General features: G+C 74.2%; 21 protein-coding genes. 5 read left to right on the top strand and 16 right to left on the bottom strand.

Translation table 11 applies throughout. The features are described 5' to 3' along the window. The first annotated feature begins 112 nt into the window (after positions 1-112). Positions 113-583 carry an acyl-CoA thioesterase gene (locus ACWCYY_RS35895; RefSeq protein WP_345288551.1) on the top strand — a complete coding sequence of 157 codons (471 nt, stop codon included), beginning with the start codon at positions 113-115 and terminating at the stop codon, positions 581-583. A 193-nt stretch (positions 584-776) separates the two neighbouring features. Continuing rightward, the gene (locus ACWCYY_RS35900; protein WP_449798450.1) at positions 777-1,517 is read left to right on the top strand and encodes a hypothetical protein; all 741 of its coding nucleotides are present in this window, start codon (positions 777-779) and stop codon (positions 1,515-1,517) included. Positions 1,518-1,587: 70 nt separating this feature from the next. On the opposite strand, the gene ACWCYY_RS35905 is transcribed toward ACWCYY_RS35900, so the two are convergent. From ACWCYY_RS35905 to ACWCYY_RS35940, 8 genes are all read right to left on the bottom strand, one after another. After that, a complete protein-coding gene (locus ACWCYY_RS35905) occupies positions 1,588-1,971 on the bottom strand; it encodes a globin (RefSeq protein ID WP_345288554.1) in 384 nt (127 codons plus the stop codon). Between the two features lie 136 nt (positions 1,972-2,107). Next, positions 2,108-3,661 carry an FHA domain-containing protein gene (locus tag ACWCYY_RS35910; protein WP_345288556.1) on the bottom strand — a complete coding sequence of 518 codons (1,554 nt, stop codon included), beginning with the start codon at positions 3,659-3,661 and terminating at the stop codon, positions 2,108-2,110. 72 nt (positions 3,662-3,733) lie between these two features. Beyond that, the gene (locus tag ACWCYY_RS35915) at positions 3,734-5,104 is read right to left on the bottom strand and encodes a vWA domain-containing protein (protein ID WP_345288557.1); all 1,371 of its coding nucleotides are present in this window, start codon (positions 5,102-5,104) and stop codon (positions 3,734-3,736) included. A gap of 130 nt (positions 5,105-5,234) precedes the next feature. After that, positions 5,235-6,410 (bottom strand): protein phosphatase 2C domain-containing protein, encoded by a 1,176-nt coding sequence (locus ACWCYY_RS35920; protein ID WP_449798451.1) that lies wholly within the window; start codon positions 6,408-6,410, stop codon positions 5,235-5,237. A gap of 4 nt (positions 6,411-6,414) precedes the next feature. After that, positions 6,415-9,093 (bottom strand): tetratricopeptide repeat protein, encoded by a 2,679-nt coding sequence (locus ACWCYY_RS35925; protein WP_449798452.1) that lies wholly within the window; start codon positions 9,091-9,093, stop codon positions 6,415-6,417. Continuing rightward, complete coding sequence (locus ACWCYY_RS35930) at positions 9,086-10,447, bottom strand: hypothetical protein (RefSeq protein ID WP_449798453.1); 1,362 nt, start codon at positions 10,445-10,447, stop codon at positions 9,086-9,088. Before ACWCYY_RS35930 ends, ACWCYY_RS35925 begins: the two co-directional genes overlap by 8 nt. A 155-nt stretch (positions 10,448-10,602) precedes the next feature. Continuing rightward, positions 10,603-11,580 carry a glutamate ABC transporter substrate-binding protein gene (locus ACWCYY_RS35935; RefSeq protein ID WP_345288563.1) on the bottom strand — a complete coding sequence of 326 codons (978 nt, stop codon included), beginning with the start codon at positions 11,578-11,580 and terminating at the stop codon, positions 10,603-10,605. 13 nt (positions 11,581-11,593) lie between these two features. Continuing rightward, the gene (locus ACWCYY_RS35940) at positions 11,594-12,850 is read right to left on the bottom strand and encodes a hypothetical protein (protein WP_449798454.1); all 1,257 of its coding nucleotides are present in this window, start codon (positions 12,848-12,850) and stop codon (positions 11,594-11,596) included. A gap of 401 nt (positions 12,851-13,251) precedes the next feature. On the opposite strand from ACWCYY_RS35940, the gene ACWCYY_RS35945 reads away from it, so the two are divergent. Beyond that, on the top strand, positions 13,252-13,830 hold the full coding sequence (locus ACWCYY_RS35945) for a nucleosidase (RefSeq protein WP_449798455.1): 579 nt from the start codon (positions 13,252-13,254) through the stop codon (positions 13,828-13,830). Positions 13,831-13,855: 25 nt separating this feature from the next. Here the strand turns inward: ACWCYY_RS35945 and ACWCYY_RS35950 are convergent, their stop codons facing one another. Then, the gene (locus ACWCYY_RS35950; protein ID WP_449798456.1) at positions 13,856-14,446 is read right to left on the bottom strand and encodes a cysteine hydrolase family protein; all 591 of its coding nucleotides are present in this window, start codon (positions 14,444-14,446) and stop codon (positions 13,856-13,858) included. A gap of 71 nt (positions 14,447-14,517) precedes the next feature. Between ACWCYY_RS35950 and ACWCYY_RS35955 the strand changes: the two genes are divergently transcribed. Further along, positions 14,518-15,495, top strand: a complete 978-nt coding sequence (locus ACWCYY_RS35955) for a GlxA family transcriptional regulator (protein ID WP_449798457.1) — start codon at positions 14,518-14,520, stop codon at positions 15,493-15,495. 254 nt (positions 15,496-15,749) lie between these two features. Here the strand turns inward: ACWCYY_RS35955 and ACWCYY_RS35960 are convergent, their stop codons facing one another. The 7 genes from ACWCYY_RS35960 to ACWCYY_RS35990 all read right to left on the bottom strand — a co-directional run bounded on the left by ACWCYY_RS35960 (position 15,750) and on the right by ACWCYY_RS35990 (position 24,095). After that, positions 15,750-16,775 carry an N-acetylglucosamine kinase gene (locus ACWCYY_RS35960; protein WP_345288569.1) on the bottom strand — a complete coding sequence of 342 codons (1,026 nt, stop codon included), beginning with the start codon at positions 16,773-16,775 and terminating at the stop codon, positions 15,750-15,752. Positions 16,776-16,891: 116 nt separating this feature from the next. Then, the gene (locus ACWCYY_RS35965; protein ID WP_380148967.1) at positions 16,892-18,181 is read right to left on the bottom strand and encodes a 6-phospho-beta-glucosidase; all 1,290 of its coding nucleotides are present in this window, start codon (positions 18,179-18,181) and stop codon (positions 16,892-16,894) included. Continuing rightward, the gene (locus ACWCYY_RS35970; protein ID WP_345288570.1) at positions 18,181-19,065 is read right to left on the bottom strand and encodes a carbohydrate ABC transporter permease; all 885 of its coding nucleotides are present in this window, start codon (positions 19,063-19,065) and stop codon (positions 18,181-18,183) included. Before ACWCYY_RS35970 ends, ACWCYY_RS35965 begins: the two co-directional genes overlap by 1 nt. Then, positions 19,065-20,027 carry a carbohydrate ABC transporter permease gene (locus ACWCYY_RS35975; RefSeq protein WP_345288571.1) on the bottom strand — a complete coding sequence of 321 codons (963 nt, stop codon included), beginning with the start codon at positions 20,025-20,027 and terminating at the stop codon, positions 19,065-19,067. Before ACWCYY_RS35975 ends, ACWCYY_RS35970 begins: the two co-directional genes overlap by 1 nt. Before the next feature lies 1 nt (position 20,028). Beyond that, complete coding sequence (locus tag ACWCYY_RS35980; RefSeq protein WP_449798458.1) at positions 20,029-21,378, bottom strand: ABC transporter substrate-binding protein; 1,350 nt, start codon at positions 21,376-21,378, stop codon at positions 20,029-20,031. Positions 21,379-21,533: 155 nt separating this feature from the next. Continuing rightward, the gene (locus tag ACWCYY_RS35985) at positions 21,534-22,742 is read right to left on the bottom strand and encodes an ROK family transcriptional regulator (RefSeq protein ID WP_380148969.1); all 1,209 of its coding nucleotides are present in this window, start codon (positions 22,740-22,742) and stop codon (positions 21,534-21,536) included. Between the two features lie 207 nt (positions 22,743-22,949). After that, complete coding sequence (locus tag ACWCYY_RS35990; RefSeq protein WP_449798459.1) at positions 22,950-24,095, bottom strand: mechanosensitive ion channel family protein; 1,146 nt, start codon at positions 24,093-24,095, stop codon at positions 22,950-22,952. A gap of 679 nt (positions 24,096-24,774) precedes the next feature. Here ACWCYY_RS35990 and ACWCYY_RS35995 point away from each other — a divergent pair. After that, positions 24,775-25,347 (top strand): HNH endonuclease, encoded by a 573-nt coding sequence (locus ACWCYY_RS35995; RefSeq protein WP_345288575.1) that lies wholly within the window; start codon positions 24,775-24,777, stop codon positions 25,345-25,347. Positions 25,348-25,576: the final 229 nt, after the last annotated feature.

Genomic DNA, 25,576 nt, shown 5'->3' on the forward strand with positions numbered 1-25,576 from the left:
TGCGCCCCGTCCGGCAGCCCGCCCCGCGGGCGGGCTGCCGGACCGCCGCCCGTAAGCTGCCGACGGGTCACGTCGGCCGACGGGCGACCGGAAACCTGAGGAGAGATCGACCGTGGCACGCCACATCTACGCCTGCCCCCTGCGGTGGTCCGACATGGACGCCTTCGGACACGTGAACAACGTGGTCTTCCTGCGCTACCTGGAGGAGGCCCGGATCGACTTCATGTTCACCCAGGCCGCCGCCGCCGGCGCCGGGGAGTTCGCGGGCGGCTCGGTGGTGGCCCGTCACGAGATCGACTACAAGCGCCCGCTGGTGCACCGGCCCGAGCCGGTCACCGTGGAGACCTGGGTGACCAAGATCGGCGGGGCCTCGCTCACCGTGGCCTACGAGATCAAGGACACCGCCGCCGACGGCACCGAGACGGTCTACGTCCGCGCCTCCACCGTGGTCGTCCCCTACGACCTGGCCGAGGGTCGCCCGCGCCGGATCAGCCCGGTCGAGCGCGAGTTCCTGAGCCGCTTCACCGAGGACGCCGACGAGGTCGGGGACCGGTCGCCCGGTGTGGCGGCCGCCGCGGCCTGAGCCCGCGCGCCCGTCGCGGTCCGGGCCCGGGCCTGATCCCGGCCCGCCTGACGGTCCGTCACCGCCCGCCCCTCCGTCACCGCCCGCCCCGGGACCCGTCCGGCGGGCCCTCCCGTCGCCGCCTCCCGCGCGTCGCCGCCTCGTACGCGTCGCAGCCCCGCGCGGAGCCGCCCCCCATGAGTGAGCTGATCCGTTGACCACCCCTGCCCCGCTCCCGCTCGCCGACCAGGGCGAGGCCGCCGGTCTGGCCGCCTTCCTGAGCAGGTTGCTGCGCTTCGACCGGGCTGCGGCCGTCCGGCTGCAGGCGGTGCGGGCGGGTGGCGGCGCGGCAGGTGGTCCGGCGGGCGGCGGCGCCGAGGGCGGTGGTGCGGGCGGTGTGGTGCTCGCGGTCTTCGGCCGGCTTCCGCTGGGCGGTACCGGGGTGCTCGCGGTGCGCAGCGTCCGGCTCGGCGCGGGCGCCCCGGAGTTCGACCTCACCGTCTCCGCCGGGCAGTTGCTCGACGGACTGGACGAGGCGGCCGACGAGCTGCGCCTGCCCGCCGCCGTGACCGGCCCGGCCTGGGCCGGGCTGCTCCCGCCGCGGACCGGCTGGGAGCGGATCGCCGAGACCGCCGCCGCCGAGGTGGCGCCCGAACTGGCCGCCGCCATCGAGGAGTTCAAGCAGCGCAGCGCGGAGGTGCCGGAGCACCACCGCAGCCGGTCGGTGCTGGAGGGCCTAGCCGACGAGATCTGGTCCCGCCCGCTGACCGCGGCTCCCGGGCTACCGCTGCGTGCGGCGCACGCCGCCCAGGTGATCGGCTTCCTCGCCCCCGGTGGGCCGGTCACCGCCCATCGTTCCGGGGCCTGGCTGCGCCTGGGCACTCCGGCCGGCTCCGTCGCGCTGCGGGCGGCCGCCGCTCCGGGCGCGGGTCTGGGCCTCAGCCCGCTGCGCTGACCGGCCCGCGCCGGTCGGGCCGGGTCGGGGCGGACCTGCGCGGACCCGATCGGACCCGACCCCTCCGGCGTCAGCCCGGGGTGTTGATCATCGAGGCGGCGGCGTAGGTCAGGTAGTCCCAGAGCTGGCGCTCGGCGTCGGCCGGGAGCTCCAGGGAGTCGACGGCGGTGCGCATGTGGCGCAGCCAGGCGTCGTGGGCGGCACGGTCCACCTTGAACGGGACGTGCCGCATCCGCAGCCGCGGGTGGCCGCGCTCCTCGCTGTAGGTGCGGGGGCCGCCCCAGTACTGCATCAGGAACAGCGCGAAGCGCTCCTCGGCCGGGCCGAGGTCCTCCTCCGGATACATCGGGCGAAGCAACTCGTCCTCGGCGACGCCCTGGTAGAAGACGTGCACCAGGCGTCGGAACGTCGGCTCGCCGCCGACCTGGTCGAAGAAGGTCACCTCGTCAGTCACTTGACCATGGTCGCAGACCGCCCCGGCGGCCGTACACCAGGTCCATCGGCCTAGGACCGTGGTACGTCGGGTGCGCGGCCGCCGGGGCGGCGGGGTGCTGCGGGCCGGGGTGGTGCGGGTCCTGGCGTACAGGCCGTCAGGAGCGGTGCAGGGTGATCGTGGTCCAGGCGCCGATGTGGACGCGGTCGCCGTCGTTGAGCGGGATGGCGGTGTGCGGGGGCACGGGCTCGGCACCGCCGTTGACCGTGGTGCCGTTGGTCGAGTCCTGGTCCACCAGGACCCAGCTTCCGTCGGCCTGTTCGGCCAGCAGGGCGTGCTGGTGCGAGGCGCCCGGGTCCTCCGGCGGGACGGAGAGGTCGATCTCCGGGACGGTGCCCCGGTGCTGGCTGCGGCGGCCGATCCGCAGCTGTCCCCGGCCGGTGAGCGGTATCCGCCGCTCCGGGCAGTACGGCGGGAAGAACAGCCCGGCCGCCTCCGGGCCGCTGCGGGCCATCATGTCGGTGAAGTAGTCGCGGTCCGCGCTGACCACCGCGATCCAGGTGGACCGGACGGGAGCGGCCGGGGGCTGCTGCGCGGCCGGCGGCTGGAGGTGGAACGAGGTGCCGAACTCGTCACCGGGGGCGGTGCCGGGCTGGGCGTAGGTCGGGCCCGAGTCGAAGGTCTGCAGGGCCTCGGCGCCGGTCGGCTCCGCGAACCGCTCGTGCTTGCGGAACGGATCGCCCGCACCGAACGGCCCCGGCGCCGCGGGGGAGCCGGGCACGCCGGGCACCCCGGGTACGGGGGGTGCGGCCGGGGCGCCCTGGGTGCCGACCGGTGGGAACGGCGAGGGCTCCGGGCTCGGCGCGGGCGGCGGCACCGGGGGCAGGTAGGGGTCGGGCGCCGGGGCCGGCGCCGGCACGGGTGGCTGGTACGGCCCCGGGGCGGGGGCCGGCGCGGGCGGCGGGAAGCCGGGGTGACGACCGGCGCCGGGGTGCTGGGCCTCGGGGTTGGAGAGGGCGTAGTCGAAGCCGCACTCCTCGCAGTACCGGCCGGTCTGCGGGGTCCGGCAGATCGGGCAGGTGACCAGGTCGGTGGTGAGCTCGGGTGCCTGCCCGGGGTGCCCGGCCTGCCCGGGGTGGGCCGGGTGCGGGGCGTGCGCGCCGGGGCCGGCCGGAGGGGCGAACTGCCCAGCTCCGCCCGGGGGTTGGGCGTACGGGTCGGACTGCTGAGGGTGCGGCTGGTAGGGCGCGGAATGCGGCTGCTGTGACTGCTGCGGCTGGTACGCGGCGGCCTGGTGCGCCTGGTGCTGCTGCCCGTGGTGCTGGTGTGCCTGGTGCTGGTGCGGCGCCGGGTGTCCCGGGGCCTGGTGGCCCTGGGGCTGCGCCGGGTGGGCCGCGTACGGGTCGGGCCGGCCGGGCTGGGTGTGCTGCGGTGCGCCCGCGCCGTAGGGGTCATCCGGGCGCCCGAAGTGCGCGGGGGGAGCGACGGCTGGTGCGGGCGCCACCGGGGACACCGGTGCGACCGGCGACACCGGAGGCAGGTGCGGTGCGGCGGTCGGCGGCGCCCCCGTGCCCGGCGCGGGAGTGTGCCCGCTGCCGAACGGTGCGGCCGAGCCCGGCACGGCCAGCCCGGGCGGAGGCGTCATCGGGAAGCCGCAGAAGTCGCACCAGTCCTCGGCCTGCGACTCGTGGCCCCTAGGGCAGATCGGCATCAGGTCCCCCACATTCCAGCGACGTCACGTTCCAGCAGAGTCCAGCACGAGCGGCCCGGTCTCACCGGACCGTCACTTCTTCACCCGGACGGTCTTGGTGGACCGGGTCTCCAGCGTCATCGAGTCGGCTTCGCTCACGTTCTTACGGAACCGAACGGTACCTTCCTTCGGGTCCACCACGTCCACCACCTTCTGCAGGAGCTTGTAGGTGGAGTCGTTCCCCGTCCGGTGGGCGATCCGCACCGCCGCCCCCAGCTTGGCGGTGGCCCGGTCCAGGTCACCGGCCCGGTGTGCCTCCAGGCCCTCCTGGATGGAGGAGGCCAGCTCGGCCTGGCCGGTGTAGTGCGCGACCTGCGGGCTGATCCGGGTGGTGGAGGCGAGGTCGTCGGTCCAGACCGCGCGCACCAGACCCTGGGAGAGCACCTCGGTGCTGCCGTCCGGTCGGGGCAGCACCAGGCTTATCCGGGCGGCCAGCATCTCGTTGCCGACCTCGGCGGAGGGGACCTCCACACAGACGTGGTAGTCGCGGCTCTCGTCGCCCCAGGAGCCGGTCGGGTAGTCCCCGGCGCGCGGTCCGGCCTCGGACCGGTGGTCCGTCAGGTCCTCCAGCGAGGGGGAGACCTGCTTGACGTAGCGGACCACGGCGTTGGCCGGCGTCCAGACCCGGAGGGACACGTCGGCGACCTGCTTGCCCATCGCGGCCTCCATCATCTGCCGGAAGTCCTCGGCCAGGCCGGAGGGTTCGGCGACGATGTCCACGGTGCCGAGCAGGGCGGAGGCGATCTTGCGCAGCTCGGCCACCTGCCAGTCGGTGCCGACGCCGCGGCAGTCCACGGTGAAGTACCCGGCAGCCGACTCCAGGGCGCCCTCCAGGCCGCCCGGCTTCTCGTGCTCGTTGCGCCCGTCGGTGAGCAGGATGCCGTGCCGGATGGTGGACTCGGGGCGGCTGGCGAAGAGCTGACGGGCCTTCAGCAGCCAGGTGCCGATCGCGGTGCCCCCGCCGGCGGAGAGCTTGCGCAGGGCCTCCTTGGCCTGGGCCCTGGTGGCCTCGCCCGCCACCGCGAGCTTTCCGCCGCCCGGGTAGACCTCGGTGGCCTCGTGGGTGCCCGCCACCACGGCGAAGGCGACGCCGTCCCGGATGGTGTCCACCGCGACGGCGGTGGCGGCGCGGGCGTTGCGCAGCTTCTCGGCCGGGTAGTCCATCGACCCCGAGCAGTCCACCATGATCACGACGGCGGCCTGGGCGCCGCCCGCGCCGCCGGAACCACCCGCGCCGCCCGCGCCCTCCGCGGCGTCCCGGGAGACCGGCCGCCCCCCGGTGGTGCCACCGCCGGTCGCGGTCACGGTGACGATCGCGTTCACCTCGCGGGCGCCCTCGGCGAGGTACTCGTTCTGGAAGACGTCGACGCTGAAACTCGGCTCGGACCGGGACAGAACGGCCATCGTTGCTCCTGTCGTGCGGATCGGGTGATCGCGGGTTCGCTGGGTCGGTGGTGGGGCACGGGCGCGGGGGAGCGGGTGGCCGGGGCCGACGGCCGCGGGCCGGGGGCGCCGGCCCCGGGGTGACCGGTCGTCAGGCCCGGTCGGCCGGTTGGAGCTGGAGCTGGAGCTGGAGCTGGAGGGTCTGGTCGGCGGGCCGTTGGAGCTGGATGGTCGGGTCGGAGTGGAGCGGTGCGGCACCGGTCGCGGCGCCGGCCTGGAGGGGAACGGTCTGGAGCGAGGACTCCGGCGGCGGGCTGATCGGCAGCACCGCGACGGTGATGTTGTCGTGCCCGCCGGCGGCCACCGCGAACTCCACCAGGTTCCGGGCCGCGGCGAGCGGCTCGGTCCGGGCGTCCGGGCGGACCCGCTCGGCCAGGTCGGCGGCGGCCTCGGCGTAGTTCCACAGGCCGTCGGTACAGACCAGCAGCACGCCGGGGACGTGCGGGGTGAAGCTCACGGTGTGCGGTTCCAGGTCCTCCGCGTCGGCGCCGAGCCAGCCGGTGATCGCGTGGGCGCGCGGGTCGGCGTACGCCTCGGCCTCGTCCATCAGGCCGATCGCCACCACCCGCGCCGCCCAGGAGTCGTCCTCGGTCAGCCGGTACGGGACGGCCGACTCGCGGTCGTCCGGGATCCAGTACGCCCGGGTGTCACCCACCCAGCCGATGGTGACCAGCCCGGCGGCCGAGACCGCGCTGACGTAGGTGCAGGCCGGGGCGTTGAGGCTGCCGCCGGGGGTGCGGACGCCGTCCTTGGCCAGCTCGCTGACCGCCTTCGCGGCCTCGCCGATCGCCTCCCGCATGGCCTGGTCCGGACGCTGACCGCGTTCCAGCGCCGCGAGCAGGTGCGCCGAGGCGGCCCGGACGGCGGTCTCCGAGGCCTCGTCGGGCCGGGCCGAGGAGGACACCCCGTCGCAGACCACCGCGAGCGCGACCGGCTCGCCGCTGGGCAGCCGGGTGGCGGCCACCGTGAAGGCGTCCTCGTTGCGGTGGTGCCGCAGCCCCCGGTCGGTCACCCCGGCGACGCCCTCCACCTCCCGCTCCTGGTGGTCGCGCGGGCGGGGCTGCACGCCGCCGCAGGATTCGCAGTAGCCGTCGGCGGTCAGCTCCGCCGCTCCGCAGTGCACGCAGGGCACGGCCGCTGACGCTCCGTCGGAAGCGGCGGGCACCGGGGCGGTGGCGTCGGTCACGCCGACGCCGCAGGCGCCGCAGTAGTCGTCCTCGGGGTCCAGCGGCTCGGCACAGCTCGGGCACACGGTCTGCTGCGGCATCGGTTCACACCCACGTCCGGGGGCGGGCACGGTTGGCCCGCTCCACCATCTCGATCCTGATCTCGGCGCGGTCGGTCAACCGTGCCAGTACTCGATAGGAGTGTTCCAGGGCGAAGCGCAGTTCCCGTTCAACGGCGGGTCGGCCGAGCACGTCGATCGTACCGGTGGAGGCACCTCCGCCGGCCTTCCCGGCTCCGCTCGCAGGCTCGTTCCCGGCGCCGTTCCCGGCCCCGTTCCCGGTCCCGTTCGCGGCGTCGGCGGGGGAGCCCGCCAGTACCCAGCCGAGGGCGGCCTCGAGGAGTTCCACCGAGAGCTCCTCGGCGTGTCGGGCGTCCAGCGGAAGCGCCGTCAGCTGCTCGGAGCAGCGCGCCAGTTCCGGGCCGAGCGGGTCGGTCGCGGGCCGGCCGCGCAGGCGGGCCCGCAGGGTGGCGACCCGGGCGGAGGTCCAGTGCGCCGAGGACTCCGGCACGCTCTCCAGGGCCCGGACCGCCCCCTCCCGGTCGCCGGCGGCCAGCAGCACCCGGGCCAGGCCGAAGGCGGCGCTGACGTAGCCGCGGTCGGTGGTGCCGACCAGGCGGTAGAACTCGGCGGCGTCCTCGCCGTTGCCGAGCAGCTCGGCGCAGACCGCGAGGGCCAGCTTGGGGGCCTGCTCGCCCGGGAAGGCGTCGTAGACCGCGTCGAAGGACTCGGCGGCCGCCGCGGCCCGGCCGGCCACCAGCTCGAACAGGCCCCGGTGCCAGACCACCCGCCAGTCGTCCCCGTGGTCCTGCTCCAGCGCGAGCAGTTCCTGCTCGGCGGCGACCGTCGCGGCGGCCTCCCGCGAGCCGGGCGCGGGGACCTGCACGGGCGGTGCGCCGGGGACCATGACGACCGAGGCGGGCTCGGGGGTCCGCGGGTCCCCGGCGAGCCGCTCCAGATGGGCGCGCAGGGCGCGCAGCCGCAGCTCCGGCGAGGGGGACGGAGCGGTGGCCAGCGCGGCGAGCGCCTCGGTGGGGCCGCTCGTGCTGAGGGTGGCCAGCAGGCCCGCGTAGGGGTCGGACGGGTCCACCAGCGGCACCGGCAGGGCGAGCGCGGCGGCGGCCGGGGCGGGCGGAGCCGGCGTCAGCTCGCGGTCCACCACCCGCAGTTCCGGCCCGAAGAGGGTGGAGAGCGCGGGCCGGGGGCGGCCGTCCTGGAGGCTGAGCAGTTCGCGCAGCACGCCGGTGAGCTGCCCGGCCATCTCCTCGGCGGAGCCGAAGCGGCGGGCCGGGTCCGGGTCGGTGGCCCGGACCAGCAGCCGGTAGTACGACTCGTACCGGGCGAACAGCTCGACCTGCTCGGGGCCGGGCAGCTCGTACCGGAAGCGGGTGTTGTAGCCCTGGAAGTCGAAGGTCAGCACGGCCAGGGTGCGGGCCACGGTGTACAGGTCCGAGGCGACCGAGGGGCCGTCGGTGGCGATCTCCGGGGCCTGGTAGCCGAGGGTGCCGTAGATCGGGCCGTCCTCGCCGATCCGGCAGACCGCGCCGAGGTCGATGATCTTGAGCGAGTCCTCGCTCTGGATCACGTTGTCGATCTTGAAGTCGCAGTACACCAGCCCGCGGGCGTGCAGGTAGCCCAGCGCGGGCAGCGCCTCCAGCGCGTACGCGATGGCCTGCTCGACCGGGAGCGGGTCGCGTCGGCCCTCGATGGTGCGGCGGTCGTTGGCGATGTCCTTGAGCGACAGGCCGCCGACGTACTCCATCACGATGTAGCCGTCGGTGGAGCCGGTCCGCAGGTCGGGGTGCTCGACGAAGTTGATGATGCGGACGATGTTCGGGTGGTCCACCTCGGCCAGGAAGCGGCGCTCGGCGATGGCCACCGCCAGGGCGTCCTGGTCCCCGGTGTCGAGCAGGCCCTTGAGCACCACCCAGCGGTCGTTCACCCGGCGGTCGGCCGCCAGGTAGATCCAGCCCAGGCCGCCGTGCGCCAGGCAGCCCATCACCTCGTACTGACCGCCCACCAGGTCGCCCCGGGTGAGCTTGGGCGTGAAGGAGTACGGCGTGCCGCACTTGGTGCAGAAGCCGTCGGCCCGTCCGGGGCGGCCGTTCTTCTCCCGGCCCACCTCGGCGTCGCAGTTGCTGCAGAAGCGCTTGCGCTCCGGCACCTGAGGATCGGTCAGCACCGCCGAGGCCGGGTCGGCCGCGGGGACCACGGGGACGTTCACCAGGCCCGCGCCCAGGTTGCCGCGCCGCGCCGTCCCGGTGGAGCCGCTGCCGGTGCCGCTGCGCACCGAGACCGAACGGCCGCTGCCGGTCCGGGTGGAGCGGTGCGAGCGGGAGCGGCCGGACATGGTCCGGGAGGAGCGGGAGGAGGTGGTGCCGGAGTGCGACCCGGTCCGGGCCGACGGGACGGCGCTCACCCGGCCGGTCTCGGCGGCCAGACCGCACTCGTCGCAGTAGCCGTCCGGGTCGATGGTCCCGCCGCAGCCGCGGGTGCAGGCGCTCCCGGTGACCGGCAGGCCGGGGACGACCCGCCCGCTGTCCGGCGCGCCGGCCGAGGACCCGGTGGCCGAGGATCCGGTGGCCGACGACGCCGTGCCGGTCGGCGCTGTGCCGGTCGACGCCGTGGTGGTCGAACCGAGCGGCGCCAGGCCGCAGTTGTCGCAGTAGCCGTCCTGGTCGATCGTCCCGTCGGAGCAGTCCGGTCGGACGCAGTTCTCACCCATCGACGCCATCCCCCTGTCCATCCGGTATCCGGTCCTGTGGTTGTCCGGCGGCCGCCGCGGCGGGCTCGACGGGCGCCGGCGCCGGTGCGGGCGGCCGCAGCGCCTGCTGGAAGCGGACCACGGCCTCCGCCGCCGCGCGCAGGTCGCAGGGCGCGCTCCACAGCAGCCAGCGCGCCTTCTCGAAGCGCTCCACCACCACCGGGTCCTCGGCCAGCCCGAGCCGGGCCGCCATCGCCTTGTACGCCTCCAGGCGGCCGCGCAACTCGGCCCGCACGGCGAGCGGTTGGGCCACCTCGGTGAGCGACTGGCGGGCCCGGCCCAGCTCCTTGACCGCCACGTCCTCCAAGGCGTCCAGCAGCGGCGCCAGCCGGTGCCACTGGCCGCTCTGCTGCAACTCGACCGCGAGGGTGACCCGTTCGCGCAGCGCCGAGGCCGGTCCCGGGACCTGGGGCACCTCGGTGGCGGCGATCTTGGCCAGCACCTCGCCCCGGGCCCGGCGGGCCTCGGCCAGCGTGGCGTCGGCCCGGCGCAGCAGGTCTCCGACCTGCTGCAGGCGGTCCTGGGCCTCGTCGCGCAGCCGCAGCAGCCCGTCCAGCTCCAGTCTGAGCCCGTCCAGCGCCCGGCCGGCCCGGTCGAACCGCTCGGTGTCCGCGGCCCCCGCCAGCACCCCCGCCATCGCGGCCCCGGGCGAGACGGTCCCGGTGCGCTGCGAGGGCACCCGGCCCGGCCGCCAGAACGCCAGCGGATCGGACCGCACCTCGGACCGCAGCTGCGTCAACTCCCCTTCCAGGCCGTCCAGGTCATCGGCCAGCGGGTGCGCCCCGCTGCGCACCCCGACCGAGCCGGAGAGCATCCGGACCCGGCCCAGCTCGGCCAGCAGCAGGTCGATCCGGGCGGGCAGCGCTGTCCAGACCGCGTCCGCCGGGGCCACCACCTCGTAGACCGCGGCGTACCAGGCGTTCATCCGCTCCAGCAGCTCGGCCAGGCTGATCTGCTCCACCAGACGGACCGGCACCGGCCCTGCGGCGTCCGGCAGTTGGCCGCCGGAGACGGTCACGGCCGGGCCGCTCAGCAGCTCGGTCAGCTCGGCCAGCTCCGCCCCGCCGGGACGGTTGCGCCGGGCCCGGACCGCCCGGGCCGAGGCCAGCGCCTCGGCGTAGCGGTCGAACAGCGCCCAGAGCAGCGCCAGTCCGGGCTCGGCCACCGCCCAGCGCTCCTGGGTCCGCCCGCTCAGGACGGCGCCCTCCAGCAGCCGCCGGCCCTGGTGCTCCTGGAGGGAGAGCAGCGCGGCTTCGACCGCGTCGCGCTCGGCACCCAGCCGGCCCAGCTCGCGGTCCACCTCCTCCCGGCTCATCGCCGGCCCGGCAGCTCCTGCCAACGCCACGTCATCCCTCTCTCGACCAAGACCACATCACCGAACGAACCACGAACCTCGAACCACGAACCTCGAACCACGCACCAGGAGCCGCGCACCACGCACCGCGATCCACGGGCTCGGCGCCGACGACGCTACGGCAGGTAGGGAGCCGAGGAGGCCCCCATGCTCGCCGCCAGCCAGTGGTCGTAGGAGGCCTGCCAGCCGCCGTTCGCCCGGTAGTCCACCAGCACCTGGTTGACCAGCGCCACCAGGTCGGTGTCCTCCTGCTTCAGCCCGATCCCCATCCGGGTCGAGCCGAGGTTCTCCTCGACCATTCTGGCGGTCGGGTCCTGGGCCACCTGGGCGGCGGCCAGCGAACCGTCCGTCAGGGTGGCGTCCACCTTCCCGAGCTGCATCAGCACCAGGCAGTCCAGCTGGTTCTCCACCAGGGTCACCGAGGCGGTGCCGTACTCGGGCTTCTTCAACTCGGTGTCGGAGGAGGACTGCTGGGCCGCGCAGGCGCGCTTGCCCTTCAGGCCCTCGGCCACCGTCCTCGCCTGCACCGCCTTCGGGACCACCAGCCGCTGGCCGTTGGCGAAGTAGGGCGCGGAGAAGGCGATGTCCTTCCAGCGCTCGCAGTTGATGGTCATGGTGCGGACGATCAGGTCCACCTGGCCGGTGCGGATCGCCTCGATCCGCTTCGGGGTCTGCACCGTCCGGTAGGTGATCTTCTCCGGGTCGCCCAGCACCGCCTTGGCGACGGCCTTGGCCAGGTCGATGTCGAAGCCCTCGATCCGGCCGGTCTGCGGGTTCCGGTAGCCCCAGTTGAAGCTGTTCTGGTCCACGCCGACCACCAGGGTGCCGCGGTTGCGGATCTCCTGGACCTTGCGGCCCGTCAGCGAGGAGCTGGGCGCCACCGTCTTCTCCGCGCAGTCCTCGGTCACCGGAGCCGCCGGAGCCGCCGGAGCCGCCGGCGCGGCGAGCGCCGCGGCGGGCACCGCTTCCGGGCCCGCCGGCCCGGCCGGGGCCGCCCGCAGGCCCACCGTCAGACCGGCGGCGGCCAGGGCCACCGCCACGCCGCCCGCCGCGGCCGCGAGGGTCGTTCCACGAACCGTTCGTTCCGTGTGCACCGTCAACTCCCCCTTACCGGTACTCCGCCAGGCGGCGGCCCAGGCCCACCACGACCCCCGCCGCCGCGAGCAGCGTCAGCACGCCGAGGCCCCAGGCCAGCGCGGCCAGATCGCCGTCCACCCCGCGGGCCGCGCGGTCGAACGCCGCCTGCTCGGCAGCCGCGGCGCTCCCCAACTTCCGGTCCAGTTCGGCGAAGACGGCTGCCGAGCTCTCCGCCCCGCCGCCGCTGCCGACCACGATCCGCAGCGAGGCGCCGTAGTCGTCGCCGCTCTCGGACTTCCGGTGCAGGGCGTCCCAGCGCAGGAAGTCGTTCGCGGCCTCCGTGACCGCGTTGCGGGCCCCGCGCGGCGATTCGTCCAGGGCCCGCCCCAGGGTGCCCTTAACGGCGGTCCGGGCCTTGCCGTCCTCCACGGGAGCTCCGGCCAGGGCGGCGGTGTAGCGGGCCCAGTCCTTGTCGTAGCCGTCCGAGCCGCCCCGGGAGACCAGGTCCAGGTTCTCCGCCGCCCGGGCCTGGAGGGTCTCGATCCGGGCCTGGTTCAGCACCCGCAGCGGCGCGGCGCCGTTGCCCCGGCTCTCGCCGAGGTCCGCCTGCGCCACGGTGGTGCCGACGGTGAGCCAGGCCAGTCCGGCCAGCACCGCGGCCGTGGCGCCCAGCATGCCGGGGTTGAAGACCCGGTTGGTCCGGCGGAGCAGCAGGACCTGGCACCAGACCAGCGCGGCCAGCACCAGCAGTCCGAGCACCGCACCGGCCCACGGGACGGACCGGGCGTCGGCGTAGTCCGCGTCCAGCCGTCGGTTCTCCGCCTCCACCAGCTTCTGGGCGACCGGCAGCAGCTCGGTCTGCATCTGCTTCGAGGCGTACCGCAGGTAGGCCCCGCCGAGCGGCAGGCCCTGCCGGTCGTTGGCCCGGGCGGTCTCCACCAGGCCCGCGTACGCCGGGAGTTGCCGGTTCAGGTCGGCCACCCACTGCTGGGTCTGCGCGCTGCTGCCGCCGGTGCCGGTCCGGGCCGCGGCCCGGGCGAGCAGCTCCGCGGCGGTGGCCAGGTCCTTCTCGTACCGGGCGCGCAGCTCCGGAGGGGCGTCGGAGGCCAGCAGGAAGACCGCGGCGGCGGTGGTGTCCGCGTCGGCCAGCGAGCGGTACACCTCGGCGGCGTCCTGGCTCATCGGCTGACTGTGCGTCACCACCTGCCCGGCGGCCCGGGCCCGGACGCTCACCTGCCAGGCGGTCAGCGCCCCGAAGGCCAGCACCAGGACGGTCAGCACCGTCATTGCGGCCCTCAGCCGCGCCGGCGCGGTGCCGGTCAGCCGTCTCAGCCGGTCCCGGTCCAGCAGCCGCGCCGGACCTCCGGAGGTCCGGGCCGCTTCCGTCCCTGCTTCCGTCCCCGCCCCGGCCGCGGCCTCGCCGCCGGGTGTTCTCGGTATCGGCGGACGCCCGCCGTGCACCACCGGTGTCGCCACCTGCCCCAACCTCCCCCTGGGACCCGCCCCGCCTCCGGGACCGTCCCCCGCGAGCAGTATGGCCGCCGGGTCCGGCCGCCACACGCGAGTTGCGCCGCTCTTGAGCTTCCGGCAGCCTCCGCGCTCTACCGGCGACGCCGGACGCACCCTATGCGGTTCCTGGCGATCAAGGCCATGGGGGGTGGGGAGGGGTTCGTCCTACGATGGGGGCCATGCGCCTGATCGGAACCATCGCCCCGGACCGCCCGCTGCTCGTCGTCGCGGTCGAGGAGGAGGCCGCCCACCTCGGCGGCGAGCTCCCCGTCCTGCTCACCGGCATGGGCAAGGTCAACGCCTCGGTGGCGCTGGCCACCGTGCTGGCCCGCGGCGAGCGGCCCTCCGAGATCGTCAACCTGGGCACCGCGGGCGCCCTGCACCCCGGCCTGGAGGGCACCCACCTGGTCTCCCGGGTGATCCAGCACGACCTGGACACGCCCGTCCTGCACTCCCTCACCGGCCGCACCTTCGGTGCCGAGATCGTCTTCGAGGGCGTGGCCGACGGCCCGGTGCTGGCCACCGGCGACCTCTTCGTCTCCGACGCCGACGCCCGCGACCGGCTGGCCGCCCGGGCCCACCTGGTCGACATGGAGGGCTACGCGGTGGCCACCGCCGCCCAGCGGGCCGGGGTGCCGGTGCGACTGGTCAAGCACGTCAGTGACGAGGCGGGCGCGGGTGCGGCCCGCACCTGGCGCGAGTCGGTGGACGGCTGCGCCGAGCTGATGGCGGCCTGGGTCCGCAGCCACCTGCTCTGATCCGGGCAGCGGTGCTGACGCCCGGTCAGGCAGCCTTCAGCACCTCCTCGGTGCGGACCACCTTGGCGAACCGCATCGCGTGCAGCACCGCTGCCGTGCTCCGGGCCAGCACCTCGGCCGGCACCGGCTCGCCGTCCGGGCCCGCCATCGCGAAGGTGTGCATGGCGTCGATCGGGAAGACGACGTCGTAGCCGAGGTTGCCGCCCATCCGGGCGGTGGTCTCGTTGCAGACGTTGGTCATGATGCCGGCCACCACCAGCTGGGTGGCGCCGCGCAGTCGCAGCCACTCGTGCAGGTCGGGGGTGCCGTAGAAGGCGCTGTTGACGGTCTTGGTGACGTGCAGGTCCGGGGCCGCGGCGGCGACGAAGGGCTTGAGGGCGTAGCCGGGGGAGCCGACCGCGAGCGGACCGCGCGGCGCGCCGTGCTGGACCGTCACCACCGGGCGGCCGGTGCGCTGCCACGCGTCGAGCAGTTCGCCGATCCGCAGCTCGGCGTCCGGGTTGTCCCGGGGGCCCCAGAACTCCTCGTCCTCGAAGCCCTGTTGGACGTCGATCACGATCAGCACGGCGTCGGGGGCGAGGGTGAGCGGGGCGTCGAAGGCGCTGGTGTTCGTCATGGCTCCATCCTCCGGCCGGCCTCCGGAGGGCGGTGAGGGGGCCGAGCGCCGGTGATCGATAGATTCCTGCCATGCGAACGGTGGGCTGCCTGGTGCTGGACGGTGTACGGGCCTTCGACTACGCGGTGGTGGGGGAGATCTGGGCGTCGCGGGGCGGGAGCCGTCCCGGACTGCCGGAGTTCGAGCTGCGGGTCTGCGGCCCGGGCGGTGGCCCGGACCGCGGCCCGGATGTCCGGCCGGTCCGGATGGGCGGCGGCCTGGAGCGGTGGCCGGACCACGGGCTGGACGCGCTGGCCGGCTGCGACCTGGTGGTGGTCCCCGGCGTCGAGGACCCGTCCGCCTCCACCCCTGGGCCGGTGCTGGACGCACTGCGCGCCGCGCACCGGGCCGGCGTGCCGCTCGCCTCGCTCTGCGCCGGGGCCTTCCTGCTCGCCGAGGCGGGGCTGCTGGACGGACGCCGGGCCACCACGCACTGGCACCTGGCCGGTGAACTGGCCCGCCGCTACCCGGCGGTGACGGTGGATCCGGAGGTGCTCTTCACCGGCGACGGACTGATCTGGACCTCGGCGGGCGTGGCGGCCGGGATCGACCTCTGCCTGCACCTGGTCCGGGCCGCGCACGGGCAGGGGGCGGCGGCCGCGATCGCCCGGGGGATGGTGACGGCGCCGTTCCGGGCGGGCGGGCAGGCGCAGTTCATCCCCTCGCCGGTTCCGGTGGCCGGCGAGGATCCGCTGGCCGGGGTGCGGGCGGCGGTGCTCGGTTCGCTGGAGCGGCCGTGGACGGTGGGGGAGTTGGCGCGGATGGCGGTGATGTCGGAGCGGTCGTTCGCGCGGCGGTTCGCGGAGGCGGTGGGGGTGCCGCCGCTGCGGTGGCTCTCGGAGCAGCGGGTGCTGGCGGCGCAGCGCCTCCTGGAGGAGACGGACCTGACGGTCGAGGAGATCGCGCTGCGCTGCGGCTTCGGCTCGGCGGTCTCGCTACGGCCGGCCTTCACCCGCCGCGTGGGGGTCGCCCCGCGGGACTACCGGCGGAGCTTCAGCGCACGGCCATAGGCGGAGCCAGGTGGTCACCCCGGGGGCGCGGGGCCCTGCTGATGTGCGGCTCCGCCGCGTGGGCGCGAGGCGGAAGACGACGACCCGTGTGCCGGGTACGGACACTCACTTGCAAGTGGCTCTCCGTACCCGGCACACGGGTCTCGTTCTTCCGCCTCGCGCAGTTCCCCGCGCCCCTGTGGCCCCCTTGCGGGGGCTACAGGGGCGCAGTTCCCCGCGCCCCTGTGGCCCCCTTGCGGGGGCTACAGGGGCCGTCAGGCGGCCAGGGCCGGGGTGGGGAAGGCGCTGCGGAGGTGCTGCTGGGCCGCGGCCCCGGCGTCGAGGTGGTCGAGGCCGAGGAGGGCGGCCCCGAGGACGGGCGGGGCGACCACGACGCGGGGTTCGGCCAGGGGGGCGGTGGCCGCGAGGCGGGCGATGACGTTGTCGAGCAGGAGCGGGTGGCGGGCGGCGAGGACGCCGCCGCCGAGCACCACCGGGGCGGCCTCGGCGAGCAGGTCGAGCCGGCGCAGGGCGACCACCGCGAGGCGGGTGATCTCGTCGGCCTGACGGTCGATCAGTTCGAGGGCGATGGGGTCGCCCTCGCCGGCGACGTCGAACAGCACCGGCACCAGCTCGTGCAGCCGGCCCTGGTCCAGCTCGTCGAGGTGGATCGCCTCGGCGACCGCTCCGGCGGTCGGCAGCCCGAAGTGGGCGGCGATCGCCGGGGCGAGCGCGGTCGGCCGGTCCCGGCCGTCCTCGGCCCGGACGGCGTACCAGAGGGCCTCCTGGGAGAGCCCGCCGCCACCGCCCCAGTCACCGGTGAGCTTGCCGAGCGCCGGGAAGCGCGCGGTACGACCGTCCGGCAGCAGGCCGACGCAGTTGATCCCGGCGCCGCAGACCACCGCGACCCCGAGCGGGCCGTCGGTGCCGGCCCGGAGCAGGCCGAAGGTGTCGTTGGCGACGTGGTTGGTCAGGCCCCAGGGCCGGGTGGAGAGGGCGGCGAGCAGCGCCTCCTCCTCGACCGGCAGGTCGGCGTTGGCCAGGCAGGCGCTGACGTGACTGGTCAGCGCCCCGCCGTCCGTCCCGAGCCGGACCGGGTCGAGTCCGGCCTGGACGGCCACCGAGGCGACCAGTGGGGCCAGGCCCTCGATGGCCGCCTCGGCGCCGATGCTCTGCGGCTGGAAGCCGCCGCCCCGGGCCCGGCCGAGCACGACGCCCGTGGCGCTGACCAGTGCCACGTCGGTCTTGCTGTTCCCGGCGTCGACGGCCAGGACGCCTGCGAGCTGTGCCTGCTGCTCCATCGGATCCTCACTGCTGGGGGCGTTCCGGACCGACTGCCCCGGCCCGGCCTGCCTCGGGAAGCTGACGCCCGACGGGCCGCTCGTGCCCGCCGGACCGCGGGTGCCCGCCGGACTGCTCATGCCCATGCGAGGTGGGCCCGGTTGTGGGCGATCAGACGGTCCGTCAACTGGTCCGCCAGCTCGATCTGCCCGACCAGCGGGTGGGCCAGCAGGGCGTCGAAGACCCGGTCCCGGCCGCCGCGCAGCGCGGCGTCCAGGGCCAGGTGCTCGTACGCGGTGACGCCGGCGATCAGGCCCGCGTACAGCGGCTCCACCGGCCGCTGCGGCAGCGGCCGCACGCCCGCCGCGTCCACCTCGGCCGGGACCTCGATCACCGCGTCGTCGGGCAGGAAGGGCAGCACGCCGTCGTTGCGGGTGTTGACCACCTGGACGGTGGTGCGGCCGTCGGTGCCCAGCAGCGAGGCGATCAGCTGGACGGCCGCCTCGGAGTAGAACGCCCCGCCGCGCTTGCTCAGCAGCTCCGGCTTGGTGTCCAGGGTCGGGTCGGCGTACATCTCCAGCAGCTCGGCCTCGATCGCGGAGACCGCGGCGGCCCGGGAGCCCTGGACCTTGAGCTCCTCGACCACCTGGTCGTGCTGGTAGAAGTAGCGCAGGTAGTAGGAGGGCACCACGCCGAGCCGCTGGATCACCGGCAGCGGCAGGTGCAGGTCCTCGGAGATCTCCTTGCCGAAGCCGGCCAGCAGCTCGGGCAGCACCTCCCGGCCCGACGTGGCGTCGGGGGAGTCGAGCAGGGTGACGCCGCGCTCCCAGGTGAGGTGGTTGAGGCCGACGTGGTCCAGCCGGACCAGCTCGGGGGCCACGTTCAGGTGGGCGGCGAACTTGCGCTGGAAGCCGATCGCCACGTTGCACAGGCCGACGGCCTTGTGGCCGGCCTGCTGGAGCGCCCGGGTGACGATGCCGACCGGGTTGGTGAAGTCCACGATCCAGGCGTCCGGGTTGGCCCGGCGGACCTGCTCGGCGATGTCCAGCACCACCGGGACGGTGCGCAGCGCCTTGGCGAGGCCGCCGGCGCCGGTGGTCTCCTGGCCGACGCAGCCGCATTCCAGCGGCCAGGTCTCGTCCTGGTTGCGCGCGGCCTGGCCGCCGACCCGGAGCTGGAGCAGCACCGCGTCCGCGCCCTGGACACCGGCGGCCACGTCGGTGGAGGTGGTGACCACCGCGTCGTGGCCCTGCTTGGCGAAGATCCGGCGGGCCAGCCCGCCGATCAGCTCCAGCCGGTCGGCGGCCGGGTCGATCAGCACCAGCTCGCCGATCGGCAGGGTGTCGCGGAGCCGGGCGAACCCGTCGATGAGTTCGGGCGTGTAGGTGGAACCGCCACCGACGATCGCCAACTTGAGTGCGGACATCAGCCCTTGACCCCTGTCAGTGTCACGCCTTCGATGAAGGCTTTCTGTGCGAAGAAGAAGAGAACGATCACCGGGGCCATCACCAGCAGGGTGGCTGCCATGGTGAGGTTCCAGTTGGTGTGGTGGGCCGCCTTGAAGGAGGCCAGGCCGTAGCTGAGGGTCCAGGAGTGCTCGTTGTCGCTGGAGTAGATCTGCGGGCCGAAGTAGTCGTTCCAGCAGTAGAAGAACTGGAACAGCGCGACGGCGGCGATGGCCGGCTTGGCCATCGGCAGCACCACCCGCAGCAGGGTGCGCAGTTCGCCGCAGCCGTCGATCCGGGCGGCCTCCACGTACTCCTTGGGGATGGTCAGCAGGAACTGCCGCAGCAGGAAGATCGAGAACGCGTCGCCGAAGGCCATCGGGATGATCAGCGGCCAGAGCGTCCCGCTCAGGTGCAGCTGCTTGGCCCAGAACAGGTACATCGGGATGATCACCACCTGCGGCGGCAGCATCATCATCGAGACCACCGCCAGCAGCGCCAGCCGCCGGCCGCGGAAGCGGAAGCGGGCGAGCGCGTAGGCGACCGGCACGCTGGACACGATGGTCAGCACGGTGCCGAGCCCGGCGTACAGCAGGGTGTTGCCCCACCACTCCAGGAAGCCGGGGGTGCGGAACACCGCGACGTAGTTGCTCCAGACCCACTCGTGCGGCCAGAGGTCCGAGGTGAGTGCCTGACGGTCCGTCATCAGCGAGGTGAGCAGGACGAAGACGAAGGGCAGCACGAAGAACAGCCCGGCGGCCAGCGCCGTGGTGTGGACGGCCACCCAGTGCAGGGCGGCCCGGCGGCGGGCGACCCGCAGCGCGGCGCCCTGGCGGGTCAGCGGTACGGAGACGGTGGCGGCCATCAGTCCTCACTTCCCAGCAGACCGGACTTCCGGCGCATCAGCACGGCGGTGAACGCCATCGAGAGGGCGAACAGCACCAGGGCCACCACGCAGGCGGAGCCGTAGTCGGAACGCTGGAAGCCCAGGTTGTAGACCATCTGCGGCAGGGTCCAGGTCGAGCCGTTGGGGTAGCCGGGCTCGAACTGCTGGCCGGAGCCGCCGATCACGCCGCTGGCGACCTTCCCGGCCACGATCGCCTGGGTGTAGTACTGCATCGTCTGGATGACCCCGGTGACCACCGCGAACAGCACGATCGGGGTGATGTTCGGGAAGGTGACGAAGCGGAACTTCTGCCAGGCGCCCGCGCCGTCCAGCTCGGCCGCCTCGTACTGCTCCTTGGGCACGTCCAGCAGGGCGGCCATGAAGATCACCATCAGGTCGCCGATGCCCCACATGGCCAGCATGGTGAGGGCCGGCTTGGACCACTCCGGGTCGGTGAACCAGCCGGGCTGCGGCAGGCCGAAGCTGCCGAGCAGGTCGTTCACCGGGCCGGTGCCGGGGTTGAGCAGGAAGGCGAAGGCCATCGTGGCGGCCACCGGCGGGGCCAGGTACGGCAGGTAGAACAGCGTGCGGAACAGGCCGGCGCCGGTCTTCACCTTGGTGATCAGCAGGCCGATGCCGAGGCCGAAGGCCACCCGCAGGGTGACCATGATGACCACCAGCCAGAGGGTGTTGCCCATCCCCTGCCAGAACGAGGGGTAGTGGTTGAAGACGTAGTTCCAGTTCTTCAGCCCGCGGAACTCCGGCGGGTCGATGCCGTTGTACTTCATCAGCGAGAAGTACGCGGTGGAGACCAGCGGGTAGACGAAGAAGACGCCGAAGCCGATCAGCCAGGGGCTGAGGAAGGCCAGGGTGCGCAGGCCCTCCCGGCGGCGCTTGCTGCGCAGCGCCGCCGGGACGGGGTTGGTGCCGAGGAGCGTCATGTCACTTGGCCTGGTCGACGGCCGCGTCGATCTCCTTGGCCGTGGCGGTGAGCCCGGCCTTGAGGTCGGAGGCCCGGCCGGCCTCCACCTCGTAGGAGAAGTTCTGCAGGCTGACCTGGAACGCGCCGCCGTTGATGGAGGCCGGGGCGCCGTTGGAGGCCGAGTTCTTGGCGATCTCCAGGAAGGTCTTGAAGTTGGCGTCGGCGGTCAGCTTCGGCGAGTCCAGCGCGGCGAAGGTGCTCGGCACGTTGTGGATCGCGTTGGCGAAGTTCACCACCGCGTCGGTGTCGGTGGTCAGGTACTTCACCAACTCCCAGGCGGCGGTCTGCTTCTTGCTGGTCCGGGCGATGCCGACGATGGTGCCGGTCTGGTAGCCCTTGCCGTAGCTGGCGGCCTGGTCGTCCGGCACCGGGAACGGCGCGGTGGCCCACTCGAAGTCCGGCTTCTCCTCGGCCAGCGAGGCGGTCCGCCACTCGCCGTCCAGCGACATCGCCACCTGGCCGGTGTGGAAGGGGTTCTTGGCGCTGAACTCGTCGCCGAAGCCGGAGCGGTACTTCTCCAGCTTCTCGAAGCCGCCGAGCTTCTCCACCAGGGACTTCTGCCAGGTCAGCGCCTGGGCCACCTTGGGGTCGGTGTGCACGGTGGACTTGCCCTGGGCGTCGAAGTACTCGACGCCGTACTGGCTCAGGTAGTGCGGCAGCGCGGTCTCGTAGCCGTGGTAGTTCGGCATGAAGCCCAGCTGCTTGTAGGAGTCGCCCTCGGTCTGGGTCAGCTTGACCGCGGCGGCCTCGAACTCGCTGAAGGTCTTCGGCGGCGCGGTGATCCCGGCGGCGGCGAAGGCGGTCTTGTTCCAGTACAGGCCGTAGGCGTCGCCGAGCAGCGGCAGCGAGCACTGGTTGCCCTGGAACTGGCTGTACTTGAGCATCGCGGCCGGGAAGGTCTTGGCCGGGTCGATGCCGCTCTTCTGCAGCAGCGGGTTGAGGTCGATCCAGGCCTTGGAGTTGCAGAACTTGCCGACGTTGTCGGTGGTGAAGGAGGAGACCACGTCCGGCGCGTCCGGGCCGCCGGCCCGCAGGGCCTGCTCGACCTTGTCGTCCTCGATCCTCGGGACGACCTTGACCTTGATGTTCGGGTGGGTCTTCTGGAAGGCGGCGATGTTCTCGTCGATCGCCTTGGTCTCGCTCTCCTGGCTCCAGCCGTGCCAGAAGGTGATGGTGACGTCCTGGCCGGAGGCCGACTCGTCCGTGGTGCCGGAGTCGGGGGTGCCGGTGCAGGCGGTGGCGAGCAGGGCCAGCACGGCGCTGCCTGCGGCGGCGGCGAGTACGCGGGACGGTCTGCGGGGGGAGCGCATCGAAGGTCCTCCTGGGGGAATCCGGGCAGGCCGGACCGCCCTGTGGGCGGGCGGTGGCGTGGTGACGGTGGGTCAGGCAGTGGAGGCGGAGCAGGTGGTGACGACGGATCCGGTGGTGCGGGTGGTGACGGCGGATCCGGTGGTGCGGTGTCGGGTCAGTGGGTGGTGAAGACCGTCTCCCTGGCGGTGGCGAGCGCGCGTTGCAGCGCGCCCTGCAGGACGGGGGAGCCCGGGACGGTGCTGGAGCGCACCTCGGGACGGGGGACGGAGGTCCGGGCAAGCTCGGCCTGGACCAGCTCGCAGAGCCGGTCGCCGCCGGCCGCCACGGTGCGCCCGGCCAGGACCACCAGCTCCGGGTCGACCACCGCGACCACCGCGGCCAGGCCGACCGCCAGCCGGGCGGCCAGGGTGTCCAGGAAGTCGTCGCCGGCCCCCTCGGTGCGCAGCGCGGCCCCCACGGCGGCCTCGGCGAGCGCCTCGACGGTGGAGTCGGCGGCGGTCACCTCCAGGCCGTGCTCGCGGGCCAGCGCGATCACCGCGTCGGCACCGGCCAGGTCCTGGAAGCCGCCGGTGTTCTTGCGCGGGTGGTGCACCACCGGCGAGCCGGGCACCGGCATGTAGCCGATCTCCCCGGCGCCGCCGGTGAAGCCCCGGTGCAGCCGGCCGGCGATCACGATCGCCGCGCCCAGGCCCTCCTCGGCCCAGAGCAGCACGAAGTCCTCGCTGCCCCGCGCCGCGCCGAAGGCCTGCTCGGCCATGGCGGCCAGGTTGACGTCGTTCTCGACGGTCACCCCGGAGCCGAGCGCCTCGGTCAGCTCCTCCAGCAGCCGGGGCGAGTGCCAGCCGGGCAGGTGCGAGGCGTACCGGAGCCGGCCGCTGCCGGGGTCGAGCGCGCCGGGCACGCCGACCACCGTCTCCAGCAGGCTGCCCGGGGCCAGCCCGGCCTCCCGGACGGTCTCGGCCAGCACCTCGGCGGTGCGGGCCACCGCCTCGGCGGCCGGCCAGCCCTTGGTCGGGGTGACGCGCTCGGCCAGCGTGGAGCCGGTGATGTCGGCCACGGCGGCGCGCACGTGCGTGGTCGTCACGTCCACCCCGGCCACGTGGCCGGCGGCGGGGTTCACCTGGTACAGCTGCGCGTTGGGCCCGGGGCCGCCGGCCGTGGTGCCGACCGGCAGCACCAGGCCCGCGCTCTCCAGCCGCCCGAGCAGCTGGGAGGCGGTGGGCTTGGAGAGGCCGGTCAGGGTGCCGATCTGGGTCCGGGAGAGCGGGCCGTGGGCGAGCAGCAGCTCCAGCGCCGCACGGTCGTTGATCGCGCGCAGCAGGCTCGGGGTGCCGGCCAGGGGGGTGCGGGTGTTGTCGGTCACGCCCAGAATCCTCCCTGCTCTGGCCCCGGCCGTGCGGCTCGGGGCCTCCCGTTGGACTGTTAGGAAAGTTTCCAATCCCTGGGAGGAAGCTATTCGCCTAGGCCAGGGGGTGTCAACGGGGCGTCGCCCGCAGGTTGCCGAAGCGTTACCCAGCACGCGCCGGGACCCCGCCACCGGAGGGGTGACGGGGTCCCGGCGCGGCCGCTGCTACTCGGTGCCCTGGGCGGGGATCGGCTTGGTCGCGAGCGAGGCGGGGGAGGTCGGGTCGGCCAGGGCGGAGGGGGCGGTGCCGGCCGCGGCGGCAGCGGCGGTGGCGCTCTCCGCCGACTTCGCCGCTGCGGCGGCCGCGGCCGCGGCGGCCGTCACGGTCTCCTCCTTGACCTTCACCCCGGCGCCGTCCAGCGCGGTCTTCAGGCGCTGGCGCAGGGTGCGGGAGACCAGCAGCGCGTTCCCCGGCGACGTGCGGGCCTCGACCCGGACCGTCACCGAGTCGAAGGCCACCGACTCCAGCCCCAGCACCTTGACCTGACCCCAGATCAACTCGTCGAACGGGCTCTCCTTGGAGAGCCGCTCCGCCGTCTCCTTGATCAGCTCCTCGACCTTGGCCAGGTCCTCCTTGTAGCCGACCTGGACGTCCACCGAGGCGGTGGCCCAGCCCTGGCTCATGTTGGCGATCCGCTTCACCTCGCCGTTGCGGATGTACCAGATCTCGCCGTTGGCCCCGCGCAGCTTGGTCACGCGCAGGCCCACCTCCAGCACGGTGCCGGTGGCCACACCGGTGTCGATCTCGTCGCCGACGCCGTACTGGTCCTCCAGGATCATGAAGACCCCGGAGAGGAAGTCGGTCACCAGGTTCCGCGCGCCGAAGCCGATCGCCACGCCGGCCACACCGGCGCTGGCCAGCAGCGGCGCCAGGTTCACCCCGAGCGCGGAGAGCACCATCAGTGCCGCGGTCCCCAGGATGGTGAAGGAGGTCACGCTGCGCAGCACCGAGCCGATCGCCTCCGAGCGCTGCTGGCGCCGTTCGGTGTTGACCACCCCGCTGTTGGCCAGCAGCCCGCTGAACCGGCCGGTCTCGGCCTCGGCCTCGGCGGGGCGCACCATCCGCGCTATGAACTTGGTGATGATCTTCTGCAGCACCGCGCGGAGCACCAGGGCGAGCAGCACGATCAGCACGATCCGCAGGCCGCCCTCCAGCCAGCCCTGCCAGCTGCGGCCGACCCACTCCGTGGCCTGCTTGGTGGCCTCCGCGGCCTCGGCCGGCGAGGTCGGCAGGTTCGTGAGCGGGTCCGCGGTCGGGCCGGGGGAGGGGGAGGCGTCGGCGAGGAGGCCGAGCGTGCCGGAAGCGGTCACGGGCGGAGTCCTTCCTTACTCGGTGCTACGGCTGGGCGAAACGCCAGCCTAGCCCGGCCCGCAGGGGGCACTTCCCGGTGCCGGGGGCGCGGGGCTCCGCCGTGTGGGCGCGTGGTGGGTGGTGGTCACCCCGGGGGCGCGGGGCTGTGTTGATGTGCGGCTCCGCCGCGTGGGCGCGTGGTGGGTGGTGGTCACCCCGGGGGCGCGGGGCTGTGTTGATGTGCGGCTCCGCCGCGTGGGCGCGTGGTGGGTGGTGGCTACCCCGGGGGCGCGGGGAACTGCGCGAGGCGGAAGGAGGTGACCTGTCTGCCGGGTGCGGTCGCTCACCTGCAAGTGGAACGCCGTACCCGGCACCCGGGTCCGTGACTTCCGTCTCGCGCAGTTCCCCGCGCCCCCGGCCGCACCACCGGCCGCGCCTCGGCCGCACCACCGGCCGCGCCCCGGGCCGCGCCCTCCGGTGCCCGGCTCTTACGCCGAGGGGCTGGTCGTGGGGTGGGATGCGGGAGGTGGATGGGCATACCGGGTATGACGGAATCCACATCGGATCCGTTTCGCAGGAGTGGTGGCGCCCCACGACGGCGTGAGGCGACACTTGTGGAGATCGCGGCGGGGCACCCGCCCGCGGTCGACCGCTCGTCCCGGCGCGAGCCACGCGCCGCAGGCGTCCAAGGAGGCCTCCGTGCCGCATGTCCTGGTCCTCAACGCGTCGTACGAACCGCTGGGTGTGGTCTCGATGCGACGCGCTCTCATCCTGGTCCTCAACCACAAGGCGGTCTGCCTGGAGGATTCCGGGATCACTCTGCACAGCGCCACCAGCGCCGTTCCGGCGCCGTCCGTCGTCCGTCTGACCCGCTTCGTCCGGGTCCCCTTCTGCGGCCCGGTCCCGCTCACCCGCCGGGCCCTGTTCGCCCGCGACCACGGTCGCTGCGTCTACTGCGGGGCCGCCGCCACCAGCGTCGACCACGTCATCCCGCGCAGTCGGGGCGGCCAGCACCGGTGGGACAACGTGGTGGCGGCCTGCCGCCGCTGCAACCACACCAAGGCCGACCGTCACCTGACCGAGCTCGGCTGGCGGATGAAGCGTCCGCCCGCCCCGCCCACCGGCCTGGCCTGGCGGATCATCGGCACCGGCATCAAGGACCCGCGGTGGCGGCCCTACCTGGAGCCGTACGGGGCCACCGAGCAGTTCCGCGAGTACGAGCACCACGACCATAGCCGCCCGCGCGGCGAGCCCGAGCCGCTCTCCGCCTGACCTTCCGCCACCGACGACACCGACAGCACCGACAGCACCGACGCCACCGACAGCTCCGACGACGCCACCACGACCGACGACAGGGCCACCCCTCGGTACGCCTCATGGGCCGCCGCACCACCCGCAGCGCGGGCGGTGCGGCGGCCCGCCGTACGTCCGGGGCCGTCCGGGGGAGGCCGTCGTCCGCGCGGGTGACCGGACCTGACGGAGTATCGGCCCGGGATTGGCA

The sequence above is a fragment of the Kitasatospora sp. NPDC001664 genome (assembly GCF_053596675.1).